The 22112-nt window shown below is 65.4% G+C and carries 22 protein-coding genes; 13 read left to right on the top strand and 9 right to left on the bottom strand.

Annotated elements, in window-relative coordinates:
- The first annotated feature begins 68 nt into the window (after nucleotides 1–68).
- Complete coding sequence (locus QE444_RS19720; protein WP_309741151.1) at nucleotides 69–890, top strand: AraC family transcriptional regulator; 822 nt, start codon at nucleotides 69–71, stop codon at nucleotides 888–890.
- Here QE444_RS19720 and QE444_RS19715 read toward each other — a convergent pair.
- Both QE444_RS19715 and QE444_RS19710 read right to left on the bottom strand, forming a co-directional pair.
- Nucleotides 876–1463, bottom strand: a complete 588-nt coding sequence (locus QE444_RS19715; protein WP_309741150.1) for a LysE family translocator — start codon at nucleotides 1461–1463, stop codon at nucleotides 876–878. The two genes, QE444_RS19720 and QE444_RS19715, sit on opposite strands and share 15 nt — an antisense overlap.
- Nucleotides 1464–1665: 202 nt before the next feature.
- The gene (locus tag QE444_RS19710) at nucleotides 1666–3888 is read right to left on the bottom strand and encodes an ATP-binding protein (protein WP_309741147.1); all 2223 of its coding nucleotides are present in this window, start codon (nucleotides 3886–3888) and stop codon (nucleotides 1666–1668) included.
- A 251-nt stretch (nucleotides 3889–4139) separates the two neighbouring features.
- Between QE444_RS19710 and tadA the strand changes: the two genes are divergently transcribed.
- On the top strand, nucleotides 4140–4643 hold the full coding sequence (tadA, locus tag QE444_RS19705) for a tRNA adenosine(34) deaminase TadA (RefSeq protein WP_187980033.1): 504 nt from the start codon (nucleotides 4140–4142) through the stop codon (nucleotides 4641–4643).
- Here tadA and QE444_RS19700 read toward each other — a convergent pair.
- From QE444_RS19700 to QE444_RS19680, 5 genes are all read right to left on the bottom strand, one after another.
- On the bottom strand, nucleotides 4640–5038 hold the full coding sequence (locus QE444_RS19700; RefSeq protein ID WP_187980032.1) for a SufE family protein: 399 nt from the start codon (nucleotides 5036–5038) through the stop codon (nucleotides 4640–4642). The genes tadA and QE444_RS19700 overlap by 4 nt on opposite strands.
- Nucleotides 5035–6243 carry an aminotransferase class V-fold PLP-dependent enzyme gene (locus QE444_RS19695; RefSeq protein WP_133862668.1) on the bottom strand — a complete coding sequence of 403 codons (1209 nt, stop codon included), beginning with the start codon at nucleotides 6241–6243 and terminating at the stop codon, nucleotides 5035–5037. Before QE444_RS19695 ends, QE444_RS19700 begins: the two co-directional genes overlap by 4 nt.
- A gap of 50 nt (nucleotides 6244–6293) precedes the next feature.
- Nucleotides 6294–7328 (bottom strand): 2,3,4,5-tetrahydropyridine-2,6-dicarboxylate N-succinyltransferase, encoded by a 1035-nt coding sequence (dapD, locus tag QE444_RS19690; RefSeq protein WP_158892591.1) that lies wholly within the window; start codon nucleotides 7326–7328, stop codon nucleotides 6294–6296.
- A 73-nt stretch (nucleotides 7329–7401) separates the two neighbouring features.
- Nucleotides 7402–7764 (bottom strand): ArsC family reductase, encoded by a 363-nt coding sequence (locus QE444_RS19685; protein WP_133862670.1) that lies wholly within the window; start codon nucleotides 7762–7764, stop codon nucleotides 7402–7404.
- Between the two features lie 131 nt (nucleotides 7765–7895).
- Nucleotides 7896–8336, bottom strand: a complete 441-nt coding sequence (locus tag QE444_RS19680) for a YhcB family protein (protein WP_064307427.1) — start codon at nucleotides 8334–8336, stop codon at nucleotides 7896–7898.
- A gap of 185 nt (nucleotides 8337–8521) precedes the next feature.
- Between QE444_RS19680 and QE444_RS19675 the strand changes: the two genes are divergently transcribed.
- The 6 genes from QE444_RS19675 to rpsI all read left to right on the top strand — a co-directional run bounded on the left by QE444_RS19675 (nucleotide 8522) and on the right by rpsI (nucleotide 13518).
- Entirely contained in the window at nucleotides 8522–9157 is a 636-nt protein-coding gene (locus QE444_RS19675) for an alpha/beta fold hydrolase (RefSeq protein ID WP_309741138.1), read from the top strand.
- A gap of 33 nt (nucleotides 9158–9190) precedes the next feature.
- Nucleotides 9191–10537, top strand: a complete 1347-nt coding sequence (locus QE444_RS19670) for a tryptophan--tRNA ligase (RefSeq protein WP_187980031.1) — start codon at nucleotides 9191–9193, stop codon at nucleotides 10535–10537.
- An 86-nt stretch (nucleotides 10538–10623) separates the two neighbouring features.
- On the top strand, nucleotides 10624–11718 hold the full coding sequence (gene zapE / locus QE444_RS19665; RefSeq protein ID WP_133862673.1) for a cell division protein ZapE: 1095 nt from the start codon (nucleotides 10624–10626) through the stop codon (nucleotides 11716–11718).
- A 54-nt stretch (nucleotides 11719–11772) separates the two neighbouring features.
- The gene (gene nfi, locus QE444_RS19660; protein ID WP_187980029.1) at nucleotides 11773–12474 is read left to right on the top strand and encodes a deoxyribonuclease V; all 702 of its coding nucleotides are present in this window, start codon (nucleotides 11773–11775) and stop codon (nucleotides 12472–12474) included.
- A gap of 207 nt (nucleotides 12475–12681) precedes the next feature.
- On the top strand, nucleotides 12682–13110 hold the full coding sequence (rplM, locus tag QE444_RS19655; protein ID WP_007160609.1) for a 50S ribosomal protein L13: 429 nt from the start codon (nucleotides 12682–12684) through the stop codon (nucleotides 13108–13110).
- A 15-nt stretch (nucleotides 13111–13125) separates the two neighbouring features.
- Complete coding sequence (gene rpsI, locus QE444_RS19650) at nucleotides 13126–13518, top strand: 30S ribosomal protein S9 (RefSeq protein WP_017640910.1); 393 nt, start codon at nucleotides 13126–13128, stop codon at nucleotides 13516–13518.
- A 569-nt stretch (nucleotides 13519–14087) separates the two neighbouring features.
- Here rpsI and rne read toward each other — a convergent pair.
- Nucleotides 14088–17366: a ribonuclease E gene (gene rne, locus QE444_RS19645; protein ID WP_309741129.1), complete on the bottom strand. Its 3279-nt coding sequence runs from the start codon at nucleotides 17364–17366 to the stop codon at nucleotides 14088–14090.
- A gap of 704 nt (nucleotides 17367–18070) precedes the next feature.
- Here rne and rluC point away from each other — a divergent pair.
- From rluC to sppA, 3 genes are read left to right on the top strand one after another with little or no spacing between them, the layout of a single operon-like run.
- Complete coding sequence (gene rluC / locus QE444_RS19640; protein WP_309741128.1) at nucleotides 18071–19024, top strand: 23S rRNA pseudouridine(955/2504/2580) synthase RluC; 954 nt, start codon at nucleotides 18071–18073, stop codon at nucleotides 19022–19024.
- Entirely contained in the window at nucleotides 19017–19703 is a 687-nt protein-coding gene (locus QE444_RS19635; protein WP_133862676.1) for an HAD-IA family hydrolase, read from the top strand. Before rluC ends, QE444_RS19635 begins: the two co-directional genes overlap by 8 nt.
- On the top strand, nucleotides 19696–20688 hold the full coding sequence (gene sppA, locus QE444_RS19630; RefSeq protein WP_133862677.1) for a signal peptide peptidase SppA: 993 nt from the start codon (nucleotides 19696–19698) through the stop codon (nucleotides 20686–20688). Before QE444_RS19635 ends, sppA begins: the two co-directional genes overlap by 8 nt.
- Before the next feature lie 21 nt (nucleotides 20689–20709).
- On the opposite strand, the gene QE444_RS19625 is transcribed toward sppA, so the two are convergent.
- The gene (locus QE444_RS19625) at nucleotides 20710–21288 is read right to left on the bottom strand and encodes a nucleoside triphosphate pyrophosphatase (protein WP_280306008.1); all 579 of its coding nucleotides are present in this window, start codon (nucleotides 21286–21288) and stop codon (nucleotides 20710–20712) included.
- A 99-nt stretch (nucleotides 21289–21387) separates the two neighbouring features.
- Between QE444_RS19625 and QE444_RS19620 the strand changes: the two genes are divergently transcribed.
- Nucleotides 21388–21915: a YceD family protein gene (locus QE444_RS19620; protein ID WP_133862679.1), complete on the top strand. Its 528-nt coding sequence runs from the start codon at nucleotides 21388–21390 to the stop codon at nucleotides 21913–21915.
- Nucleotides 21916–21925: 10 nt separating this feature from the next.
- Nucleotides 21926–22108 (top strand): 50S ribosomal protein L32, encoded by a 183-nt coding sequence (gene rpmF / locus QE444_RS19615; RefSeq protein WP_007160601.1) that lies wholly within the window; start codon nucleotides 21926–21928, stop codon nucleotides 22106–22108.
- Nucleotides 22109–22112: the final 4 nt, after the last annotated feature.

Below are 22112 nucleotides of genomic sequence, written 5' to 3'. Positions count from 1 at the left end.
GTCCGCTAAGCTGGCTGGCCTGGCCGGATACTGGTGTCCAGCGGAAATACCCGGTGCAAGGAGACGGCATGACAGCGACCACCTCACGCTTCTGGCGCGATCCCGCGCTGCCCTTCCTCGAAGCCCGTTCCATCCAGGACGGCCGCGCGCTCTGCTATGCCCCGCATTCCCACGAGACCTTCTCCATAGGTACCGTGCTGGGTGGGCGCAGTCGCTATCACAACGGCTCGACCCGCGAACTGGTGGGGGCGGGCACCCTGGTGCTGATGAATCCCGGTGACGTCCATGCCTGCAATCCGCAGGGCGAGGACGCCTGGCGCTATCGCATGCTGCACGTGGACGCCGGCTGGCTGGCCGAGCTGCAGCGCCCGGGGGCTGACGACTTCCAGCCGCTGGCCGTACAGCTGTCCCGTGACGGCCAGCTGTACGCCGGTCTGGAAGCCCTGCATGCCTGCCTGATCGACCCGGATAGCTTTACCCTGCAGCGCCAGAGTCAGGCGCTGCTGTATTTCGAGGCCGTACTGGCGCGCCTGGGGCGTACCCCGGTCGCGGCAGCGCGGGCCCGCGAGGATCGCCGCCTGAGGCGCGCCGCCGAATTTCTCGATGCCCACTGCAGCGAGGGTGTCAGCCTGGACCAGCTCAGCCAGGTGGCGGATCTCTCGCCCACCCAGTTGATTCGCAGCTTTCGCCGGCGCTATGGCCTGACGCCCCATGCCTACCTTATCGACCGGCGCATTCGCCTGGCACGGCAACACCTGCGTCAGGGCGATGGCCTGGCCGAGGTCGCCCTGGCCACCGGCTTCGCTGACCAGGCCCATCTGCAGCGCACCTTCAAGCGCCTGGTGGCGGCCACCCCCGGTCAGTACCGCGCCGCGTCAGCCCTCCCATAGCAGCGAAGCGGCGCACAGCACCAGCAGCGCCGCGAGGGCGCGATTGAGCAGGCGCAGGCGGGCCGCCGACGGTGAATGGCCGCGCAGCCATTGGCCGGCCACGGCCCAGCAGGCCAGGGAGGCGAAGCAGATCACTAGGTAAAGACCGGCGAACAGCATCAGGCGCCCGCGATCTTCGCCGACGAACAGCGCCACCCCGGCCACGGCGGCGAGCCAGGCCTTGGGATTGAGCCACTGCAGCAGGGCGCCGTCGCGAAAGCCCGGGCAGGCGGCCACCGCGCCACTGCCCAGGTCTCCCGCGGTCCGTGCCAGTTTCCACGCCAGGTACAGCAGGAAGAGCGCGCCGGCCACGCGCAGGATCCAGAGCAGCGCCGGCCAGGCGGCCAGTATCTGGTGCAGGCCGAGGCCGACCGCCAGCAGCAGGACGACGAAGCCCAGGGTGGCGCCGGCGACATGCCACAGGGCCGGTCGCCAGCCATGGACAAGGCCGGTATTGAAGCCCACCAGATTGACCGGGCCAGGAGAAAGGGATGCCACCAGGGCAAAGGCGGCCATGGACAGGATCAGGGTCATCGCAAGGTCTCGACAGTTGTGGAGACCTGAACCTAGCGAGGGTGACCCCTGGCGGTATTGAAGAAAATGACCCTTCCGACCCGACGAAAGGCGGGAATTCGCAGCGTTTCGCTGACGTCCATTACAGCGAGCTTAGCGCTCCCCCGGTGGTTTCAACGTCGCTGTCGGCCACCGGGGCTTTCTCTTCTCGGATCCTGGCGCGCTAGGGTGCGATAGGCAGGGTAAATCTGAAGGTGCTGCCCTGACCCAGGGCGCTGGTGACGCTCAACTCACCGCCGTGGGCCTCGACGATGCCCTTGGCGATGTACAGTCCCAGGCCGTGACCGGTGGGATTGTCTTCCTGCACGTGCCAGAAGCGCTCGAATACCCGTGCCTGTTGCGCCTGATTCATGCCGCGGCCGTTGTCGGTCACGCTGATCTCGGCCAGGTTGCCGATCTGGCGCATGCTGAGTTGCACCAGACCACCTGGCGCGGTGAACTTGATGGCATTGCCCAGCAGGTTCATCAGCACCTGGAAGATGCGCTCGGCTTCCACCAGCACCTGGAGATCCGGATCGGCGGCGTATTCCAGACTGATGTTCTTGATCTCCGCCAGTGGCCGCGACAGCAGGATGGGTTGCGCGCAGACGTCCGCCAGGCGCGCCGGGTTGAGGTTCAGTGCCAGGCGATCCGACTCGATCTTCGACAGGTCCAGCAGGTCGCTGATCAGGGCGTTCATGCGGTTGGCCGCGGTCTCTATCACCTGCAACGAACTGGGCAGGCGGTCATCGCCCAGCGCCAGCTTTTCCAGTTGGCGCTGCAGTATCCCGACCTTCATCAGGATGATGGTGATGGGGCTGCGCAGGTCATGGGAAACCGCCGCGACGATCTCGTCGCGCAGGCGCACCGCCTGGCGTTCGCGTTCGACCTGGCGCGCCAGGTCCAGCTCGATGGCCGAGCGACGCAGGTCCTTGGCGGCAAACAGATCGGCCGGGCGCCAGCGCTCCGAGCGCAGGCGGACCAGTTCCTTCCAGGCATCGAAGGAACGCCGCGGATGCGGATAGTTGAGTCCCGGGCCCGGCGTGGGCGACGTGGCTTCAAGCTTGGCCGGATTACCACTCCAGACCACGGTTGTGACGATCTCCGGGCGGAACCAGAGCACCAGATTGCGCACCGGCTTGGGCAGCGCCAGTGCCAGGACGCCGCTGACCCGATCGCTGTAGCGACGGGCCTCGGGCAGTTCGTCGGCCAGGCAGCGGGTCGCATAGATGCCCGAGGCATCCATCTCGGCCGTCACCCAGGCGGCGAGGATGCGAATGTCTTCCGCGCTCGGGCATTCGCCCAGGGTGCTGAGCTCATCCTCCACCAGCACCGCGACACCGGCGGCATTCACCAGCTCCAGGAGATCGGTGGGTCTTTCGCTGAGGCCACTGAGTACCTCGCCACGGCTGTCGCACATGCCCTGGATCAGCGCCGCCAGTTGCGCCTCGCGCGCATCGATCTCGCGTTGCACCTGGCGGTTTTCCAGCGCGCGAATCATCAGCGACACCAGCACCCCGACCGAGCGGCAGGCCATCCGGGTACGGAAGGGCAGATAGAGCGGTTCGCGATGGCCACAGCTGATCAGCCCCCAGAGCTTGTCGTCGCTGATCAGCGATACGCTCATGGACGCACGCAGGCCCTGGTTGCGCACGTACTGACAATGGATGGGCGATACGCTGCGCAGCACGGCGTGGGTGAGGTCGATCGGATCCCGCCCGGTGCCATGCAGAAAGGCCGGTACCAGCGGGACCGCCTCGTACTGAGCGTCGGGGATGTTGCGAATCCAGTTCTCGTGATAGAGCGCGCGGGCCTGGGCAGGAATATCGGCCGCCGGAAAGTGCATGCCCAGATAGCTGTCGATGTCGTCGACCCGGTCCTCGGTCACCACCTGGCCATCGCCGCCGTCATCGAAGCGATAGACCACCACCCGATCGAAGCCGGTGAGGGCACGCACCTCGCGCACCGCACCTTCGCACAGCTCAGGCAGGGTGCGAGCCTGCTGCAGGCGGGCCAGGGCGCGCGCCAGCCCGGCGGGCTCGACACCGCCATGGTCGTCCGGCTCGAATTCCAGAAACACCAGGCCGCGGCTGCGATGCAGGATCACGTCCATGTCGCGGACCGGACGTGTCCAGCTCAGCGGATTGGCTTCTTCCAGATGCTCCAGGGTCAACGCCTGCCGCACCTGCTCGAACAGCTCGAGCGGCAGCACCTGCTGCAGTGGCCGACCCAGCAGCTCGACCTGCGGCTTGCCCAGCAACTCGGGCAGATTGCGGCTGACATGCTTGGTCAGCCACTCCGCCTCATCGAAGGCGATGAGGTAACCGTGTGCCTGGATGGCGCCTGGAATGCGGATCGGCTCGCTTTCGCAGCTTTGCAGCGACTGACCGGAAGGTGCAGCAATCATGCGACTGTCTCAGATGAACTCTTGAATAGGACCGCACCAAGGCGGTCCTGTTAAAGCTTTAGCACCGAATGGCTGTGAATGTGATGCCGATCACGCACGGCTCCCAGACCTCGCACCAGTTTCGCATCGGCTGTATCCGATAACCATTATTGCGATCATTTTTTGCCGAAGGATTCATTCTTGGTGTCGGATCCCATGGCTGGCCTCCCGGGCTGACGGCGGTATCATGGCGCTTTGCGCAGAGTTCAGTCATGGCCCGCTTCCGCCCCTTGCCCATCATCGATCGCAGCCGGGATGACCTGTTCATGCGCGAGGCCCTGGTCCTGGCAGAGCAGGGCGCCGGGCAGGGCGAGGTGCCGGTCGGAGCCGTGGTGGTGCTCGACGGAGAGGTCATCGGCCGCGGTTTCAATCGGCCCATCGGTGCTCACGATCCCAGCGCCCATGCCGAGATGGAGGCCATCCGCGATGCCGCCACGCGTCTGGCCAATTACCGGCTGCCCGGCGCGACGCTCTATGTGACGCTTGAGCCCTGCAGCATGTGCGCCGGCCTCATCGTCCACAGTCGCATCCAGCGGCTGGTCTATGGCGCCAGCGAGCCACGCGCCGGCATGGCCCAGAGTCGCGGGCGCTTCTTCGAGCAGGACTTTCTCAATCACCGGGTCCTGGTGGACGGCGGGGTACTGGCCGAGGCCTGTGGCCAGGTACTGACCGAATTCTTCCGCGCGCGGCGCAATCCCGCGGCCAGCGAAGGCTAGGCCGCCAGTTCGCGCATCCGCGTGAGCACGGCGTTCAGGCCGTTGCTGCGCGATTGCGACAGCTGCCGTTCCAGCCCGAGTTCGCTCAGCCAGCCGTGGATGTCGAGGCGGCCCAGCTCTTCGCGGGTCAGGCCATTGGCGCGCACCAGCACCACGGCGAGCAGTCCCTTGAGCACCCGGGATTCGCTGCTGGCGCGAAAGAAATGACGATCACCCTGGGCTTCATGGGTCAGGCGCACCCGACTCTCGCAGCCTTGCACCAGATCCTCGTCGCGTTCCGCGAGCACCGCCGGCAGGCGCTCGGCCCACTGCAGCAGCAGTCGCGAGCGCGCTTCCCAGCCCTTGGCGATGATGAAGGCGCGGCGGGCTTCCGCCGCATCGGGAAGCAGATTCATCGCAGCAGCTCCAGGGCGTTGTCGAGGGCAGTGAAAAAGCGCTGCAGGTCCTCGGCATCGTTGTACAGGCCAAGGGAGACCCGCAGCGCACCGGGGGTCTGCAGGGTCTGGAACAGCGGCATGGCGCAGTGCTGACCGGCGCGCACCGCTATGCCCTGTTCACCCAGCAGGTGAGAGAGGTCGCCGACATCGATGCCCGCGACCTGGAAGCTGGCCAGGGCGATCTGGGGTTCACCCAGCACCTGGACGCCGTCGCGGGCGGCCAGCCCGGCCAGGAGCTTCAGACTGAGCGCCTGCTCGTGACCGCGGATCAGCGTCTCGTCCTGACCCTGTAGCCAGTCGACCGCGGCGCCCAGGGCGATGGCCGCGCCTATGGGCGGCGTCCCGGCTTCGAAGCCCATGGGCGCGGCATGGAAGCGGGCGTCGGTGAAGGTGGTGTGCTGCACCATCTCGCCGCCGAACTGCCAGGGCTTGAGCCGCGCCAGGCCAGCGGCCTTGCCCCAGAGCACGCCAATGGCCTCGGGGGCATAGAGCTTGTGCCCGGAAAAGACATAGAAGTCGGCGTCGAAGTCGCCCGGGCGATGACGGCCATGGACCGCGCCCTGGGCGCCGTCCACCACCAGCCAGGCCGGCGAGCGCGCCCGTACCAGGGCCGCGAGTTCCGCCAGTGGCTGCCAGGTGCCGAGCACATTGGACAGCTGGCTGACCGCGACCACGCGCGTTCGTGGGCCCAGCAGCCGCTCGGCGGCTTCCAGGTCCAGATGACCGCTCGGGGTCAGCGGGATGACCCTGAGTTCAAGGCCCCGACGCCGGGCCAGCTGCTGCCAGGGCAGCAGATTGGCATGGTGCTCGAGGGCGCTGATGAGAATCTCGTCACCCGCCGCGCAGGCGTCTTCCAGCCCATAGGCCAGCAGATTGAGGGCTTCGGTCGCGCCGCGGGTCAGCACCACCTCGTGCGGCGCGGCCGCGCCCAGCCAGGCGGCGATCCGTCCACGGGCGCCTTCGTAGGCAGCGGTGGTCCGCTCGGCGGCCCAGTGCTGGGCGCGGTGCACATTGGCTGCACCCAGGCTGTAGCTGGCCAGCAGGGCATCCAGCACCACCTGGGGCTTCTGCGCCGTGGCGGCGCTGTCGAGGTAGGTGATGCCGTCGGCGGCGAAGGCGGTGAAAGCCGGAAACTCGGCTCTCCAGGGAGAGGGTAGCGACATGGCGACAGCTCCGGGGTAGCCCGCGTGAGGCGGGCTGCCCGGTTGTGGACTCAGTTGTGCGCGTGCAGCGCTTCGTTGAGTTCGATGGCGGTCTTGTTGGTCTTGCACTCGACCGCGCCGGTTTCCGAATTGCGGCGCAGCAGCAGGTCGCTCTGACCGGCCAGTTCGCGCGCCTTGACCACCCGTACCAGCTGGTTCTGGTCATCCAGTACGGCGACCTTGGTACCCGCGGTCACATAGAGGCCGGATTCCACGGTGCAGCGATCGCCCAGCGGGATGCCAATGCCGGCGTTGGCCCCGATCAGGCAGCCTTCGCCGACGCTGATGATGATGTTGCCACCGCCCGACAGGGTGCCCATGGTCGAGCAGCCGCCGCCCAGGTCCGAGCCCTTGCCGACGAAGACGCCCGCGGAGACGCGGCCTTCGATCATGCCCGGGCCGGCGGTACCGGCGTTGAAGTTGACGAAGCCTTCGTGCATCACCGTGGTGCCTTCACCCACATAGGCACCCAGGCGCACGCGGGCGGTATCGGCGATACGCACGCCGGCCGGCACCACGTAGTCGGTCATCTTGGGGAATTTATCCACCGAGAAGACTTCCAGCAGCTTGCCGCGCAGACGGGCTTCCAGCTGCTCGGCCGGCAGCTCGGCCAGGTCCACGGCGCCCTGGTTGGTCCAGGCCACGTTGGGCAGCAGGGCGAAGATGCCGGTCAGGTTCAGCCCATGGGGCTTGACCAGGCGATGGGACAGCAGATGCAGCTTCAGGTAGGCCTCGGGGGTAGAAGCGGGTGCGGCGTCTTCGGCCAGCAGGGTGGCCACCAGCGGCTTGTTGCTTTCCGCCAGGCGGGTCAGCAGCGCCGACTGCACGGCATCGATGCCCTTGAGGGCTTCGGCCAGACCGCGGGCCTGGGCCGGAGCGAAGGCGATGGCCTGGTTGCCACCCTGGTACTCCAGCAGTGGCGCGACCGCCTCGACCAGCGCTGCCGGGGGATTCAGCAGAGGCTGTGCATAGAAGACTTCCAGCCAGGCGTCCTGGCGATTCTGGGTGCCGACACCGAAGGCGATACTGAAGAGGGCATTCGACATGTGACTGTTCCTTTGCAAAGGCACCGATCCGGTCGGTGCGAGATGTGCGGTAGTGGGGGCGGTGGCCGCGGAGTCAGTTCAGGGCCGCGGCATAGAGCTCGGGCTTGAAGCCCAGCAGGGTACGGTCGCCGAGATCGAGCACGGGTCGCTTGATCATCGAAGGCTGCGCCAGCATCAGGTCGATGGCCCTGGCGGTATCGAGGTCGGCCTTCTGGGCGTCGTCGAGCTTGCGGAAGGTGGTGCCGGCGCGATTGAGCACCTTGTCCCAGCCATGTTCCGCGCACCAGGCCGCCAGCCGTTCGCGGTCGATGCCGCTCTGTTTGTAGTCATGGAAGTGATAGGCCTGGCCATGCTCATCGAGCCATTGGCGGGCCTTCTTCATGGTGTCACAGGCCTTGATGCCGTAGAGGCTCAGGCCACTGGCCGCTGCGGGCATGGCGTTCTCCTGCGAAAGACTGCAACCGCAGATTATGCCATGACGGGCCGGAAAAGGGCCGGGCGTCGCGCCCCGAGTGACGAGGGCAGGCGCCGGAAAGCAGAAGGCCGGGGAGTCCCCGGCCTTGGCGATCAACCGCGGCTTTTCACGCCGTAGGTTTCGTCGAGGGTGCCCGGGGTGCCGTCACCCTTGGGCGCATAGTCCCGCGGCGCTTCGGTCGGACCGTCGATGCGCTCGCGACTGGAGGGGTAACGCTGCTCGGCGCTGTGCAGCGAGGCCAGCAGGTGCTGACGGGTCAGCTCGTCCTGGGCCAGACGCTCGGCGCCTTCGGACAGGTGCGACTGCATGTCCTGGTAGGTCTGGGTGAGCTTGCGCACCAGGCCGGCGGTGGTGCTGAAGTGGCTGGTGACCTCGTGCTGGTAGTCGTCGAACTTCTTCTGCAGGTCATCCAGCTGGCGCTGCACGCGGCTCGGCGCGGCACCCGGCACCAGGCGCGCCAGCAGAAAACCTATCCCGACCCCGATCAGCAGCGCGATCAGGGGCAACAACCAGGTAGTGAGCGACTGTTCCACGAAACTTCCTCTATGAGCGGCTTTGCTTTACGGTAACGGCAGACCGGCGAGCCTGTACACTGGGTTGCGTCATCTGCCATTCGCTGGGCGTCATCATACCCCGCAGTCAGGCATCGCGCAGGATCGACCCTATCAAAATCAACTCCTTGGATGAGCACTGTTCGTCCGGGATCACGGAGTCAAGCGTGTCAGCCCGTGAACAAACCCTGCTGCTGGAGGGCCCCGCCGGCACTCTGGAAGCGCTGTACCAGAGCCCGGATGCCGCCACCGGCGCGGTCCTGCTCTGTCATCCCCATCCGCTCCATGGCGGCGCCATGCAGAACAAGGTGGTCGCCACCCTGCAGCGCATCGCCCGGGACGCCGGCCAGGCGACCCTCAGATTCAACTTTCGTGGCGTCGGCGCCAGCACCGGCGTGCATGCCGGCGGTGAAGGCGAGATCGACGATGCCGCGGCCGCTGTGGCCTGGTTGCGCGACCGCCACCCCGACCTGCCGCTGACCCTCTGCGGTTTCTCCTTCGGTTCCTGTGTCGCCGCCTGCCTGGGCGGCCGCCTGGAAGGCGAAGGCGTGGCGGTGGAACGGCTGTTCATGCTGGCGCCGCCGGTGGAGCGTTTCGCGGTCGACGGTCGCCTGCCACAGCGGGCGCGCCTCACGGTGATCCAGCCCGAAGCCGACGAGGTGGTGACCCCCGAGCGGGTCTACGTCTGGTCCGCCGCGCTCGAACAGCCGCACGAATTGCTTCGCGTCGCCGAGTGCAGTCATTTCTTCCATGGCAAACTCGTCGAACTCAAAGATCTGGTCCTGCCGCGCCTGCAGGCCTGACCCTCGTTAGTCTCTCGGATTCCCAGCGCCTCCATGACCACTCGCATTCTCACTGGCATCACCACCACCGGCACCCCGCACCTGGGCAACTACGCCGGGGCCATCCGTCCCGCCATCCGCGCCAGTCTGGCCGCCGATGCCGACTCCTTCTATTTCCTCGCCGACTACCATGCCCTGATCAAGTGCGACGACCCCGCGCGCATCCAGCGTTCGCGCCTGGAGATCGCCGCCACCTGGCTGGCCAGCGGCCTGGATCCGGAGCGGGTGACCTTCTATCGCCAGTCCGACATCCCCGAGATCCCCGAACTGACCTGGCTGCTCACCTGCGTCGCGGGCAAGGGCCTGCTCAATCGCGCCCATGCCTACAAGGCCGCGGTCGACCGCAACCTGGAACAGGGCGAAGACCCCGACGCGGGCGTGACCATGGGCCTCTACAGCTACCCGGTGCTGATGGCCGCGGACATCCTCATGTTCAATGCCCTGCGCGTGCCGGTCGGGCGTGACCAGATCCAGCACGTGGAGATGGCCCGCGACATCGGTCAGCGCTTCAATCACCTGTTCGGCAACGGGCGCGACTATTTCGCCCTGCCCGAGGCGGTCATCGAGGAAAGCGTCTCCACCTTGCCCGGTCTCGATGGCCGCAAGATGTCGAAGAGCTACGACAACACCATCCCGCTGTTCGGCAGCGCCAAGCAGCTCAAGGACGCCATCGCCCGGATCGTCACCGACTCGCGCCTGCCCGGCGAGCCCAAGGATCCTGACAGCGCCCATCTCTTCGCCCTCTACCAGGCCTTCGCTACCCCCGAGCAGAGCGCGGCCTTCCGCGCGGCCCTGCAGGATGGCCTGGCCTGGGGCGAAGCCAAGGGTCAGCTGTTCGAGGTACTGGATGCCGAGCTGGGCGAAGCCCGCGAGCGCTATGCGGCGCTGATCGCCCGTCCCGACGATCTGGAAGACATCCTGCTGGCCGGCGCCGCCAAGGCCCGCCGCGATGCCACGCCCTTCCTCGGCGAACTGCGCGAAGCCGTGGGCCTGCGCTCGCTCAAGACCCAGGTCGCTGCCGGCAGCACCAAGAAGAAGGCCAGCAAGACCGCTCGCTTCGTCAGCTTCCGTGAAGGCGATAGCTTCCGGTTCCGCCTGCTCGACGCCGACGGCACTGAACTGGCGCTGTCGATCCCCTTCGCCGAAGCCAAGACCGCCGGCATCACCAGCAAGCAGCTGGTCGCGACGCCGGCCAGTGTCGTGGCAGGCGAGGGCAACGGCTTCCAGCTGCTGCTGGACGATCAGGTGATGGCTGAGGGCGTCGCCAGCGATTCCCCCGCCGCGCGCGATGCCCTGATCGAGCGCACTAGGGCCGCGCTCGCACAACTGGCCGAGTCCTAAAGGGCACCCGTGGTCCCCGGCGTTGTCAACGCCAGGGACCGCCATTACAGTGACCACCCTTTTTTCCCACCCGACCAGAAGCCGCCATGACCCCCCTCGAGCGTTACCAGGCCGACCTCAAGCGCCCGGAGTTTTTCTACGATGCTGCCCAGGAAGAGGCCGTCCGCCATCTGCAGCGCCTCTATGACGAATTGCTCGTCGAGCCCGCGTCCAAGGGTGGCCTGTTCGGCAAGCTGCTCGGGCGCAAGACGGTCACGCCGGTCAAGGGGCTGTATTTCTGGGGTGGGGTAGGGCGTGGCAAGACCTACCTGGTCGATACCTTCTATGACGCCCTGCCGTTCAAGCAGAAGATGCGCACCCACTTCCACCGCTTCATGAAGCGCGTGCATGAAGAGCTGCGCACCCTCAAGGGCGAGAAGAATCCCCTGACCATCATCGCCCGGCGCTTCGCCGACGAGGCGCGGGTGATCTGCTTCGACGAATTCTTCGTTTCCGACATCACCGACGCCATGATCCTGGCGACCCTGCTCGAAGAGCTGTTCAAGAACGGCGTAAGTCTGGTCGCCACCTCGAACATCGTACCCGACGGCCTCTACAAGGACGGCCTGCAGCGCGCGCGCTTCCTGCCGGCCATCGCGCTGCTCAAGGAGCATACCGAGATCGTCAACGTCGACAGCGGCGTGGACTATCGCCTGCGCGCCCTGGAGCAGGCCCAGCTGTTTCACTATCCGCTGAGCGAAGCCGTCGAGGCGGCGATGGCCAAGAGCTTCCGTTCGCTCACCGTCGAGTGCAACGACCTCTGCGAAGACGTGCCGCTGATGATCGAGAATCGCGAGATCCGCGCCCGCCGCACCTGTGAAGATGTCGCCTGGTTCGATTTCCGCGCCCTTTGCGACGGTCCGCGCAGCCAGAACGACTACATCGAGCTGGGCAAGATCTTCCAGACGGTACTGGTCAGCAATGTCGAGCAGATGGATGCGCTCAAGGACGACATGGCACGACGCTTCATCAACCTGGTCGATGAATTCTACGATCGCCAGGTCAAGCTGATCCTGTCCGCCGAGGTCGAGCTCAAGGACCTCTATTCCGGTGGCCGCCTGGAGTTCGAATTCCAGCGCACCCTCAGTCGCCTGCTGGAAATGCAGTCCCACGAATACCTGGCGCGTCCGCACAAGCCGTGAACCCTGCCTGGGTTGAGGGATCAACCCCTTGACCCAGGTTTTCGGGAGGTACGCGTGAATTCCGATCCCTTCGCCGATTGGGATGGCTCGCCCACTCAGGCGCGCATCCTGCAAAGGCAACTCGCCAGGCAGGTCCTGCTGCACGACGACTTCGGCTCGCCGCGGCGTTACGCCGGTGTCGATGTAGGTTTCGAAGAGGGCGGCGAGATCACCCGTGCGGTGGCCGTCCTGCTCGATGCCGAGACTCTCCAGCCACTGGCCCATGCCGTCGCGCGCATCCCCACGGTGATGCCCTATGTCCCGGGACTGCTGTCCTTTCGGGAACTCCCTGCACTGCTCCAGGCGCTGGCGGAATTGCCGGAGACTCCCGATCTGGTGTTCTGCGATGGCCACGGCATCGCCCATCCTCGCCGGCTGGGCATCGCCGCTCATCTGGGTGTGGTCACCGGTCTGCCGACGATCGGTGTGGCCAAGAAAATCCTTACCGGCCACCACGGCGAACTCGCCGAGACACGCGGCAGCCAGGTCGACTTGCTGGATCGCGAGGGTGGGGTGATAGGTACGGTGCTGCGCAGCAAGGATCGGGTCAGGCCGCTGGTCGTGTCGCCCGGGCACCGGGTCGGTCTGGCCACTGCACCCGCGCTGGTCATGGCCTGCGTAAGGCGTCACCGCCTGCCGGAACCTACGCGACTGGCAGACCACCTGGCCTCACGCCGTCAGGGTTCGGCGGCTACCCAGGCGCTATTTTCCTTCTGATTCTCTGCTTGCTTTTTTACCCTGAGCGGGTATCATGCCGCAGCTTTCTTGGCGGGGGATGCCTAAGCCTGCCGAGATCGCCGTAGCGGACGCCGACCCGAGCCCCCGAAGAGCGTCTGTTTCCGGCTGCCCCCGACTTGTCTGGGGTTGCACTGTTGTGTAGAATTTGCCGTCTTTTTACCAGGGCGGCCTCTGAGGCCATAGAGAATGAAAACTTTCACCGCAAAACCGGAAACCGTTAAGCGCGACTGGTACGTCGTCGACGCTGCTGGCCAGACTCTGGGTCGTCTGGCTACTGAAATTGCCACTCGCCTGCGTGGCAAGCACAAGCCCGAATACACCCCTCACGTTGACACCGGCGACTACATCGTCGTCATCAACGCCGAGCAGGTTCGTGTGACCGGTGCCAAGACTACCGACAAGATGTACTACCATCACTCCGGTTTCCCGGGTGGCATCAAGTCGATCAACTTCGAAAAGCTGATCGCCCGTGCTCCCGAGCGCGTCATCGAGACCGCCGTCAAGGGTATGCTGCCGAAGAACCCGCTGGGCCGCGACATGTATCGCAAGCTCAAGGTGTACAAGGGTGCGAACCATCCGCACACCGCTCAGCAGCCCCAAGAACTCAAGTTTTAATCGGGATAGTACAACATGTCGGCAACTCAAAATTACGGTACCGGCCGTCGTAAGACTGCCACCGCTCGTGTCTTCCTCCGTCCGGGCACTGGCAAGATCTCCATCAACGATCGCGCTCTGGACACCTTCTTCGGCCGCGAAACCGCGCGCATGGTCGTGCGTCAGCCCCTAGAGCTGACCGAGACCCTGGAGAAGTTCGACATCTACGTTACCGTCGCTGGCGGTGGTGTGAGCGGTCAGGCCGGTGCTATCCGTCACGGCATTACCCGCGCTCTGATCGAGTACGACGAAGGCTACCGCAGCTCCCTGCGCAAAGCCGGTTACGTCACTCGTGACGCCCGTGAAGTCGAGCGTAAGAAAGTCGGTCTGCGCAAAGCGCGTAAGCGTCCGCAATACTCCAAGCGTTAATCCTTCGGGATACGCTCGAAAAACCCAGCCAATGGCTGGGTTTTTTTATGCCCAGGATTTTTCCCGCATGGGCGCTGGAGCCTCCGGCAGACAGGCTATTTCGCCCGGCGTTGGGCTTCGCTGCGCTCAATGCCAGCCTACCCGGTATGCTGAGGCATGGTAGGTTGGGCTGAGTCGGCTCCACCGCCGAAGCCCAGCAGTCCGGCCATTCCTCCCAGCGATGGGCTTCGCCGCACTCAGCGCCAACCTGCCGGCTATGCCGGGGCACCGTAGGTTGGGTTGAGGCGGCTCCATCGCCGAAGCCCAACAGTCCTGCTATCGCGCCAGCGTTGGGCTTCGCCGCGCTCAGTGCCAACTTACACAGTATGCAGGGCACCGTAGGCGGGTTGAGGCAGCCCCACCGTGGGGTTTGGCACGAAGGTCATCTTCCCCTGCTGCTGGCTCAGTGCTCGCCTTCGCGAGGCTGCTATGGCATGTCCAGGGTGGCGTCGAGCGCGTACCAGCGCCTGTACGGATTCCAGGCATAAAAAAAGAGGCGCCTAGGCGCCCCTTTTCATGGGTGGCTGAGATCAGCCGGGATGATTTTCCCGGGAGTCCTTGAGCTTGCGATCGAGTTCGGCCTGAGTGGCCTCGTCCTCTTTCACGGCATCGGCCTTGGGCGCTTCGTCAGTGACACTGTCCTGACCGGTCAGGGCGACACTGGCCGCTTCTTCCTGGGCAGGGCTGGGTACGACCTCGACGGGCTCTTCCATCACGATCGGTGCCGACTCGGCCTCGGCTGCGGGCAGCTCCTCGGTCGCCTGGGCGGGCTGGACCTCGGGCGCCTGCTGCGGCTCCACGGTGCCTACCGCTGCGGTAGCGAAGGTTTCCTCGGTTTCGGCTATGGCGCCCAGCGCGGGTGCCTCGGCCTGCTGCTCGGGCTGGCTGGCGCGAGCGGCTTCAGCTTCACGAGCCATGCGCTCACGGCGACGACGCTCGCGCGGGTCGTTGGAGGCGCGGCCTGCGGCCGACTCTGCGGTTTCAGCTTCGACCGGTGCGGTAGGAATGGTGGCAGGGGTCGCGACCGGGGCGATCTGCTCGGCGGCAGGTGCGGCAATTTCCACTTCCTGGTGCGGCGCACGCTCGTCCTGCAGCTGGCTCACGTCGGGCGTGAGGATCTCCGGCTGGGCCGGCGCTTCGGCGGCAGGCTGCTCCACCGCGGTTTCCCGGGTGACTTCAGCGACAGGGGTGTCGGCAGCAGCCACTGGCTCCTGCTGATGAGCCTCACGAGCCGCTTCCTGGGTGGCGACGGCAGTCACGCTCTCGCTCACCACGACAGCGGTGCCCAGAGCTATGGCGGCGGGCGCTACAGGGGCATCGGTACCCGGCTCTTCGTCTTCGATGAAGTTGCCATTGGCATCGCGCTGACGCTCACGACGGTTGCTGCGGCGACGCTGACCGCGGGAACGGCGACGCGGACGCTCTTCGCCTTCTTCCAGCTCGTCATTGCCTTCCAGGACTTCTTCTTCGTTCAGCTCTTCGGCACTGGCCGCTTCCTGACGCTCTTCGCGAGCCTTGCGCTCCTCGCGGGGCTGACGCTCTTCACGTGGCTTGCGTTCCTCGCGAGGCTGACGCTCCTCACGCGGCTGGCGCTCTTCGCGAGCCGGACGCTCTTCGGCACTCACGCGCTCTTCGCGCGGCTGGCGCTCTTCACGGGGTTGACGCTCTTCACGCGGCTGACGCTCTTCGCGAGAGGCGCGCTCCTCACGGGGCTGACGCTCTTCGCGAGCCGGGCGGTCTTCGCGCGGCTGGCGTTCTTCACGCGGTTGACGCTCTTCGCGAGTGGCGCGCTCTTCGCGGGGCTGACGCTCTTCGCGAGCCGGGCGGTCTTCACGGGCCTGACGCTCCTCGCGGGGCTGACGCTCTTCCCGCGGCTTGCGCTCTTCACGGGCCGGGCGCTCGCTGCGCTCGCCACGATCGGCGCGGGGCTGACGCTCTTCGCGCGGCTTGCGCTCGTCGTCACGACGACCTTCGCGGCGGCGATTCTGCTGACGGCCGTTGCGGCGCTCATCCTGGCTGCGCTGCTCGTCGCTGCTCTTGGCGGCGACCGGCGCGGCAACGGCCTTGTCGGCCATGGGCTGCTCTTCGGTCTTGCCGGCGAACAGGCTGACCAGGGACTTGACCAGGCCCTTGAACAGATTGGGCTCGGCGGTGGCCTTGGCTGCAGGGGCGACGGACGCCACGACTTCGGCCGTGACCGGGGTGGGGGCCGGTGCGCGCTCGGGCGCAACCTTCACCGCCGCTTCCTGGCGCACCAGGGTGCGGGTGGAGCTGACCGGCTGCACCTCTTCGGCTTCGGTGTTGGCCATCTCGTAGCTGGACTGGCTGTTCAGCAGCTCGGGATTGTCGTCACGCAGACGCTGCACTTCGAAGTGCGGGGTCTCGATGTGATCGTCCGGCAGGATGATGATGCGCACGCGGGTGCGCAGCTCGATCTTGGTGATGCTGTTGCGCTTCTCGTTGAGCAGGAAGGACGCGACCTGGATGGGTACGTGGGCACGAACCTCGGCGGTGCGATCCTTGAGGGCTTCTTCCTCGATCAGGCGCAGGATGGCCAGCGACAGGGATTCCACGTCGCGGATGATGCCCTGGCCGTTGCAGCGGGGGCAGACGATGCCGCTGGTTTCGCGCAGGGAAGGGCGCAGGCGCTGGCGGGACATTTCCAGTAGGCCGAAGCGGGAGATGCGACCGATCTGCACGCGGGCGCGGTCGGCTTCCAGGGCTTCGCGGACACGATCTTCCACGGCGCGCTGGTTCTTGACCGGGGTCATGTCGATGAAGTCGATGACGATCAGGCCGCCGATGTCGCGCAGGCGCAGCTGGCGGGCGATTTCCTCAGCCGCTTCCAGGTTGGTCTGCAGGGCGGTTTCTTCGATGTCGCCGCCCTTGGTGGCGCGCGCCGAGTTGATGTCGATGGACACCAGGGCTTCGGTGGGGTCGATGACGATGGAGCCGCCCGAGGGCAGCTTCACTTCACGCTGGAAGGCGGTCTCGATCTGGCTTTCGATCTGGAAGCGATTGAACAGCGGGACGCTGTCCTGGTACAGCTTGATCTTGCTGGCGTACTGCGGCATCACCTGGCGGATGAAGCTCAGGGCTTCTTCCTGGGCTTCGACGCTGTCGACCAGCACCTCGCCGATGTCCTGGCGCAGGTAGTCGCGGATGGCGCGAATGATGACGTTGCTTTCCTGATAGATCAGGAAGGGACCCTTGCGCTCGCCCGAGGCTTCGTTGATGGCGGACCAGAGTTGCAGCAGGTAGTCGAGGTCCCACTGCAGTTCTTCGGTGCTGCGACCGAGACCGGCGGTGCGCACGATCAGACCCATGTCGCCCGGGGCGTTCAGGCCGTTCAGGGCTTCGCGCAGTTCGTTGCGCTCTTCACCCTCGATGCGACGGGAGATGCCGCCCGCGCGGGGATTGTTGGGCATCAGCACCAGGTAGCGACCGGCGAGGCTGATGAAGGTGGTCAGGGCGGCGCCCTTGTTGCCGCGCTCTTCCTTTTCGACCTGGACGACTACTTCCTGGCCTTCGGAGAGCACTTCCTTGATGTTGACGCGGCCTTCCGGGTTCTTCTTGAAGTATTCCCGGGAGATTTCCTTCAGCGGGAGGAAGCCGTGGCGGTCGGCGCCGAAGTCGACGAAGGCGGCTTCCAGGCTGGGCTCGATGCGGGTGATGCGGCCTTTGTAGATGTTGGCCTTTTTCTGTTCGCGGGCTCCGGACTCGATGTCCAGATCGAACAGACGTTGACCGTCGACCAGGGCAACCCGCAATTCCTCGGGCTGGGTCGCGTTGATGAGCATTCTTTTCATGTAATACCACTACGTTCCAGGCTCTCGGCCCACGTGGTGGCAACAGGATTCAGGAGAAGGGTGCACGGGGTCGTATCGAAGCCGGTCCAAGCCGGCCTTCGTGTCCAGCAGCAGGCCCGGGGGCGTGCCGCGACTACGTCTCCTGCAGGCGCTTGAGCGACTGCCGTTGCAGCTCCACAAGAGGAGGAATCAACCAGGCATGGTGCGGGCGTGACAGCCGAAAGGCTCGGGCAGCCGGGTCGTCGCGGGATTCGTGTCAGGTGTCGCGGTTGGAGCATCGGCCGTTGGCCTTGAGGCTTCCACCTGCGATCGTCACCTTGGCCGAAGCTGGGCGCGAAGCGGGCTGCAGGCGTACTGTCAGGCTACGCGATACGCTGGTTGTGCATCTCCATCCTGCACACAATCTTCAGGAATCTGGTGCCGCCCGCAAGGTCCGGAGCGGTTGTCGTTTTACAGCTGACACCCTGGGTGCCGCTGCCTTGGTTACCAGGCGGATCGCAGCTCGCCACTCACCCCCTTGGGCAGAGTCGGCGGTCTGCTGGACGGCCAGACGTCCAGTGACTATTGCATTTGCAGCCTATTATTCGCGGGCGGAATCTACGGCCTCGCGAGCGGTGCCATCCAGACAGGACTGATAACCGCCTCCGGACTATAGCAGCAAGCTTTAAGTGCTTCAAATAAGGGAAAATTGCTATCATCTGCCGATGACTAAGCCTCCTTCTCCCAGCACCGGCGTTCAACTGCTCGATGTGCCCGCCGACTATGCCGGCCAGCGTATCGACAACTTCCTGCGTACCCAGCTCAAGGGCGCGCCCAAGACCCTCATCTATCGCATCCTGCGCAAGGGCGAAGTACGGGTGAACAAGGGGCGCATCAAGCCCGACTACCGACTGCAGGCCGGCGACCAGATCCGCGTACCGCCACTGCGCCTGTCCGAACCCGACGAGCCAGCGCCCCTGGCCAAGGGACTGCTTGAGCGCCTGGAAGACTCCATCGTCCACGAGGACAAGACCCTCATCGTCATCAACAAGCCGGCCGGCATCGCCGTGCACGGCGGCAGTGGCCTGTCCGGCGGGGTCATCGAGGTCTTTCGCCAGCTGCGTCCCGACGCCCGCGACATCGAGCTGGTCCATCGTCTCGATCGGGATACCTCGGGCCTGCTGATGATCGCCAAGAAGCGCAGCATGCTGCGCTTCCTGCACGAAGCCTTGCGCGGCGACGGTATGGACAAGCGCTATCACGCCCTGGTGCGCGGCCATTGGCCGGCGGCCAAGAAGAAGATCAGCGCGCCGCTGCTGAAGAACACCCTCAGGTCCGGCGAGCGCATGGTCGAGGTCAACGACGAGGGCAAGGAGGCGCTCACCGAATTCCGGGTGCTGCGGCGCTATGGCGAATTCGCCACCCTGGTCGAGGCGCGGCCGGTGACCGGGCGGACCCATCAGATCCGAGTCCATGCGCGCCATGCGGGGCACGCCATCGCCGGCGATCCCAAGTACGGCGACGAAGCCTTTTCCCAGGAGATCCGCGAACTCGGCGGCAAGCGACTGTTCCTGCACTCGGCGAGTCTGGTGATCCCCTTGCCCGAAGGCGGTGAGCTGCGCCTGGAAGCGCCGGTCGACAGCACCTGGAGTCAGACGCTGGAGCGTCTGGATGCCTGACTACCAGCTGCTGATCTTCGACTGGGACGGCACCCTGGCGGATTCCATCGGCCGGATCGTCGAGGTCATGCACGTGGCGGCCGAGCAGTTGGGGTTGCCGCCGCGCAGCGACGTGGCCATCAAGGGCATCATCGGCCTGGAGCTGGTCGCGGCGATCCAGACCCTCTATCCGCAGCTGGTGACCCCGGCGCAGATCGAGGGCTTTCGCGATGCCTACAGCGCCGAATTCGTCCGTCGCGAGCAGGCGGCCTCGCCGCTGTTTCCCGATGTGCTGAGCGGGCTGCAGCGCTTTCGCGCCCAGGGTTATCAGCTGGCCGTAGCGACGGGCAAGAGCCGGCGCGGGCTGGCGCGTTCGCTGCAGCAGCATGGCCTGAGCGATTTCTTCGACATCACCCGCTGCGCCGACGAGGCCGCCGGCAAGCCCGATCCGCAGATGGTGCAGGAGATTCTTGCCCACTGTGGCGTGGCGCCGGAGCGGGCCCTCCTGGTAGGAGATGCGGTCTTCGACCTGGAAATGGCACGGCGCGCCGGGGTCGCGGCGGTCGGGGTCGCCTATGGTGCCCAGCCGGCCGAGGTCCTCAGGGATTTCGGACCGCGCCTGGTGATCGAAGCTTTCGCGGACCTGGCGCTATGGCTGGGTGACAATGTGGTGTGCAGGAGTGATAGCGGGCATGGCTGACGAGTGGAAGGAAGACAGCGGACGTACGCGTCCGGCGGACGACAAGACCTGGGCCCTGATCGAGAAGACCATGCTCGCCAGCGTGCGCGAGCAACGGCGAGCGCGGCGCTGGGGCATCTTTTTCAAGTTGCTGACCTTCGCCTATCTGATTGTCATGCTGGTGCTGTTCACGCCCCTGCTGTCCCTGGGCAAGAAGGGCGGGGTGACCGAGTCCGGCGCCCATACCGCGCTCATCGAACTCAAGGGCGTGATCGCCGACGACGAGAAGGCCAGTGCCGACAATGTCGTGACGGCGCTGCGCAAGGCCTTTGACGACAGCAACACCCGCGGTGTGGTGCTGCGTATAAACAGCCCAGGCGGCAGTCCGGTGCAATCCGGCTACATCTATGACGAGATCAAGCGTCTGCGCGGTCTGCACCCGGACATCAAGCTGTACGCGGTGATCACCGACCTGGGTGCCTCGGGCGCCTACTATGTGGCCAGTGCGGCCGATGCCATCTATGCCGACAAGGCCAGCCTGGTCGGCTCCATCGGCGTCACCGCGGCTTCCTTCGGTTTCGTCGGCACCATGGAAAAGCTGGGCGTGGAGCGGCGGGTCTATACCTCCGGCGAACACAAGGCCTTCCTGGATCCCTTCCAGCCGCAGAAGCCCGAAGAGACCCGCTTCTGGCAGCAGGTGCTGGATACCACCCATCAGCAGTTCATCGACAGCGTCAAGAAAGGCCGCGGCGATCGACTCAAGGTCGAGGGTCATCCCGAGTTGTTCTCCGGACTGGTGTGGTCCGGCGAGCAGGCGCTTTCCCTGGGGTTGATCGATGGCCTCGGCAGTGCCAGCTACGTGGCACGGGATGTGGTCAAGGAGGAGCGCCTGGTGGACTTTACCCAGGAGGACTCGCCCTTTGATCGCTTCGCCAAGCGCCTGGGTGCCAGCGTTGCCGAGCGTCTGGCGCTCTATATGGGCTGGCAGGGTCCGGCGCTGCGTTAATTGGTGCCAGCTGCAGGTGGCCTAGGGCACCTGCACTCCTGCCTGGCGCAGCAATGCGGCCAGGCGGATCAGCGGGAGGCCGATCAGACTGGTCGGATCCTCTCCCTGCATGGCTTCGAACAGGGCGATGCCGAGGCCTTCGGCCTTGAAGCTGCCGGCGCAATCATAGGGTTGCTCCGCCCGCAGATAGCGATCGATCGTCGCAGCATCCAGCGGGCGAAAGCGCACCTGGAAATCCACCACCTCGCTGCTGCACTCGCCGGTTCGACTGTCCAGTACGGCCAGGCCGGTATGGAACACCAGGGCGCGACCGCTGGCCCGGGCCAGTTGCTGATGAGCCCGTTCATGAGTCAGGGGCTTGCCAAGAATCTCGCCGTCGATGGCGGTCGCCTGATCCGAGCCGATGATAAGTGTCGGCTCCCGCTGATCGGCCAGGGCGGCGGCCTTGGCGCGGGCCAGGCGTTCTACCAGCGCCCGCGGGCTCTCGCCGGGTAGCGGCGTCTCGTCGATGTCCGGCGACTGGTGGGCGAAGGGCAGCTGCAGCCTTTCCAGCAATTGGCGGCGGTAAGGCGAGCTGGAAGCGAGTAGAATGAGAGGCATCAGTTTGTTCTCGGGCGAGATCGACCAAAGGTCGGTCGGAGTCGCTTCGGGGTTAATTTCCTTTGACAGCCGTAAGGCCGTCCCTATAATGGCGCGCTTATGTTGAATGGGCCAATTCCACCTCAGGTCGATCCTCGCAAATTGGCGGATCGCGGCGTAACCCTCAAGGGTGAGCTGCCTCTCGCGAACATGCGGCGTGTCGGCGAGCAGCTCGTGAAGTCCGAAGGCGCGGTTGCCGTCGTCCTCGACTTCGGGCGTGATCAACAAAAGCAATTCGTCATCCATGGTGTCCTGGATACCAAGGTCGAGATGATTTGCCAGCGTTGTCTGGAGCCGGCAGTGCTTCCCATTAGCAGCGAATTCGATTTCGCCGTGCTCTGGGAAGGGAAGTCGGCCGATGCCTTGCCACAGGGTTACGATGCCCTGGAGGTTGGTGAAGAGCCCCTGGATCTGCATAGTCTGATCGAAGAAGAGCTGCTGCTCGCGCTGCCGATCATTCCCGTGCATCCAGAAGGTGCTTGCCAGCATCCGGAAGGTTTCGAGGCGCCCGAAGAGCCGGCGGACGAGGAAAAGCGACCCAACCCGTTCAGTGTACTTGCGCAGTTGAAGCGTGACCCAAACGTTTAGGAGTTAAATCATGGCTGTTCAGCAGAACAAAAAATCCCGTTCCGCTCGCGACATGCGTCGTTCGCACGACGCCCTCGAAGCGAACGCTCTATCCGTGGAAAAGAGCACCGGTGAAGTTCACCTGCGCCACCACGTGTCGCCCGACGGTTTCTACCGCGGTCGCAAAGTGATCGACAAAGGTTCCGACGAGTAATCCT

This window comes from Pseudomonas sp. SORGH_AS_0199 (assembly GCF_031453735.1).
GTDB classification, from domain to species: Bacteria; Pseudomonadota; Gammaproteobacteria; order Pseudomonadales; family Pseudomonadaceae; genus Chryseomonas; species Chryseomonas aestiva.
The sequence above is the reverse complement of the archived record's forward strand: the minus strand, read 5'-3'. Positions and strand labels throughout refer to the sequence as shown.

Bases quoted from the DNA above. Each gene is read 5' to 3' on its own strand.
- QE444_RS19720 (WP_309741151.1), top strand. From the start codon at position 69: ATGACAGCGACCACCTCACGCTTCTGGCGCGATCCCGCGCTGCCCTTC.
- QE444_RS19715 (WP_309741150.1), bottom strand. From the start codon at position 1,463: ATGACCCTGATCCTGTCCATGGCCGCCTTTGCCCTGGTGGCATCCCTT.
- QE444_RS19710 (WP_309741147.1), bottom strand. From the start codon at position 3,888: ATGATTGCTGCACCTTCCGGTCAGTCGCTGCAAAGCTGCGAAAGCGAG.
- tadA (WP_187980033.1), top strand. From the start codon at position 4,140: ATGGCCCGCTTCCGCCCCTTGCCCATCATCGATCGCAGCCGGGATGAC.
- QE444_RS19700 (WP_187980032.1), bottom strand. From the start codon at position 5,038: ATGAATCTGCTTCCCGATGCGGCGGAAGCCCGCCGCGCCTTCATCATC.
- QE444_RS19695 (WP_133862668.1), bottom strand. From the start codon at position 6,243: ATGTCGCTACCCTCTCCCTGGAGAGCCGAGTTTCCGGCTTTCACCGCC.
- dapD (WP_158892591.1), bottom strand. From the start codon at position 7,328: ATGTCGAATGCCCTCTTCAGTATCGCCTTCGGTGTCGGCACCCAGAAT.
- QE444_RS19685 (WP_133862670.1), bottom strand. From the start codon at position 7,764: ATGCCCGCAGCGGCCAGTGGCCTGAGCCTCTACGGCATCAAGGCCTGT.
- QE444_RS19670 (WP_187980031.1), top strand. From the start codon at position 9,191: ATGACCACTCGCATTCTCACTGGCATCACCACCACCGGCACCCCGCAC.
- zapE (WP_133862673.1), top strand. From the start codon at position 10,624: ATGACCCCCCTCGAGCGTTACCAGGCCGACCTCAAGCGCCCGGAGTTT.
- rplM (WP_007160609.1), top strand. From the start codon at position 12,682: ATGAAAACTTTCACCGCAAAACCGGAAACCGTTAAGCGCGACTGGTAC.
- rpsI (WP_017640910.1), top strand. From the start codon at position 13,126: ATGTCGGCAACTCAAAATTACGGTACCGGCCGTCGTAAGACTGCCACC.
- rne (WP_309741129.1), bottom strand. From the start codon at position 17,366: ATGAAAAGAATGCTCATCAACGCGACCCAGCCCGAGGAATTGCGGGTT.
- rluC (WP_309741128.1), top strand. From the start codon at position 18,071: ATGACTAAGCCTCCTTCTCCCAGCACCGGCGTTCAACTGCTCGATGTG.
- QE444_RS19635 (WP_133862676.1), top strand. From the start codon at position 19,017: ATGCCTGACTACCAGCTGCTGATCTTCGACTGGGACGGCACCCTGGCG.
- sppA (WP_133862677.1), top strand. From the start codon at position 19,696: ATGGCTGACGAGTGGAAGGAAGACAGCGGACGTACGCGTCCGGCGGAC.
- QE444_RS19625 (WP_280306008.1), bottom strand. From the start codon at position 21,288: ATGCCTCTCATTCTACTCGCTTCCAGCTCGCCTTACCGCCGCCAATTG.
- QE444_RS19620 (WP_133862679.1), top strand. From the start codon at position 21,388: ATGTTGAATGGGCCAATTCCACCTCAGGTCGATCCTCGCAAATTGGCG.
- rpmF (WP_007160601.1), top strand. From the start codon at position 21,926: ATGGCTGTTCAGCAGAACAAAAAATCCCGTTCCGCTCGCGACATGCGT.